The organism is Aquirufa sp. TARAVU-A1A (assembly GCF_054558675.1).
This window is the reverse complement of record NZ_JBPXKP010000012.1, coordinates 1-1,527: the sequence shown is the minus strand read 5'-3', so window position 1 is coordinate 1,527 and position 1,527 is coordinate 1. Positions and strand designations below refer to the sequence as shown.

1 protein-coding gene is annotated in these 1,527 nt (G+C 51.0%); it reads left to right on the top strand.

Annotated elements, in window-relative coordinates; all coding sequences use genetic code 11:
* Positions 1-1,527, top strand: a 1,527-nt coding sequence (locus tag V7S75_RS12035) for an autotransporter-associated beta strand repeat-containing protein (RefSeq protein ID WP_459514226.1), incomplete at both ends; no start/stop codon positions are given.

Sequence of the window (1,527 nt, the reverse complement as noted above, 5' to 3'; positions counted from 1 at the left end):
TGAGTGTGAGTAGTAGTGGTAGTTATGTGGATTACAGTGGTGTAATGAGCAGTGTTGGCGGGGATGCGTATACGGCTTCGGGTTATCCGGCTGGCAATGGGGGTACTATTAGCATCTCGGGTTTTGGGGGCTTGAGTTTACGCAGCGATGTGAATGCGAGTATGGGCTTGGGCGTTGGCGTAGCTGGCGATATTAGTTTAAGTGATGGCAATGGGGTATTGACCGCTGGCGGTGGCGTGAATGATGGTTTGGTGGGCGGAGTATTGAAGGGAGTGAATGTGAGCAAGTCGGGCGTGGGCGTGTTGGGAATCGGGGGTGCGAATGCGTATACGGGATCGACGAGTGTGAGTGGCGGGAAGCTTTATTTATTACAATCGGAGAGTATTCCCAATACGAGTGCTTTGACATTAGGATCTGGGACGGTGTTGGACATGGGCGGAGTGAGTGAGACGGTGGGCAGTTTGGCAGGCAGTGGCAAGGTGACAAGTAGTGTGAGTGGCTCTGTGGTATTAACCGCTGGTGGGGATAATACAAGTACGAGTTATAGTGGTATTGTGGAAGATGGTTTGGGGGTATTGCGTGTTGCTAAGGCTGGTACGGGAACCTGGAGTGTTAGTGGAGCGAGTACGTATAGTGGTTTGACGCAGGTATTGGGGGGTGTGTTGAGTGTGGGTCATTCGACGGGCTTGGGGGCAGTATCCTCAGGTACGGAGGTTAGCAGCGGCGCGAGTTTGGAATTATATGGGGGTATTAGTGTGGGATCGGAGTCCTTGAGTTTATTGGGCGTGGGGTATAATAGTTTGGGTGCTTTACGGAATTTAAATGGGGTGAATGCTTATGCGGGTGCGGTTACAGTTGGCACGGGTGTTCGTGTGCATGCGAATGCTGGGACGCTAAACTTAACAGCTGCGAGTGTATTTACGGGTAGTAATGCGAGTATGTTGTTTGGAGGCGGTGGTATTTTGAGTGTGGGAGGTGTGGTGAGTTTGGGTAGTGGAGCGATTACGCATGATGGGAGTGGGAGTGTTTATTTATTAGCGGATAATGTATACAGTGGTTTAACGCGGGTGATTGGCAATGGGACCTTGCGGGTAGGATCGGGTGGTGGATTAGGATCAACGAGCAGTGGAGTTGAGGTGATTGGCAGTGGGGTGCTGGAGCTTATTGGTGGTATTAGTGTGTTGGGTGAGCCTTTGAGTTTATCGGGTTATGGGAATGGGGTTGTGGGTGGCTTTCGGAATGTGAGTGGCAATAATGTGTGGAGTGGTACGGTGAGTTTAACGGGGAATTCGGGGATAGGTAGCGGCTCGGGTAAGTTGAGTTTAACGGGCACAACGGCGATAGCTGCGAGCAGTTATGGATTAAAGATTTATGGAGTTGCGGGAGCTAGTGTGGAGTTTGTGGGTGAGGCTTTGTACACGGGCCAAACGGAATTGGTGAGTGGGAGTTTATTATTGGGAGCCGATGAGCGTATTGCCAACAGCAGTTCGGTGATGTTTAATGGAGGTGATTTATCGACAGCGGGAT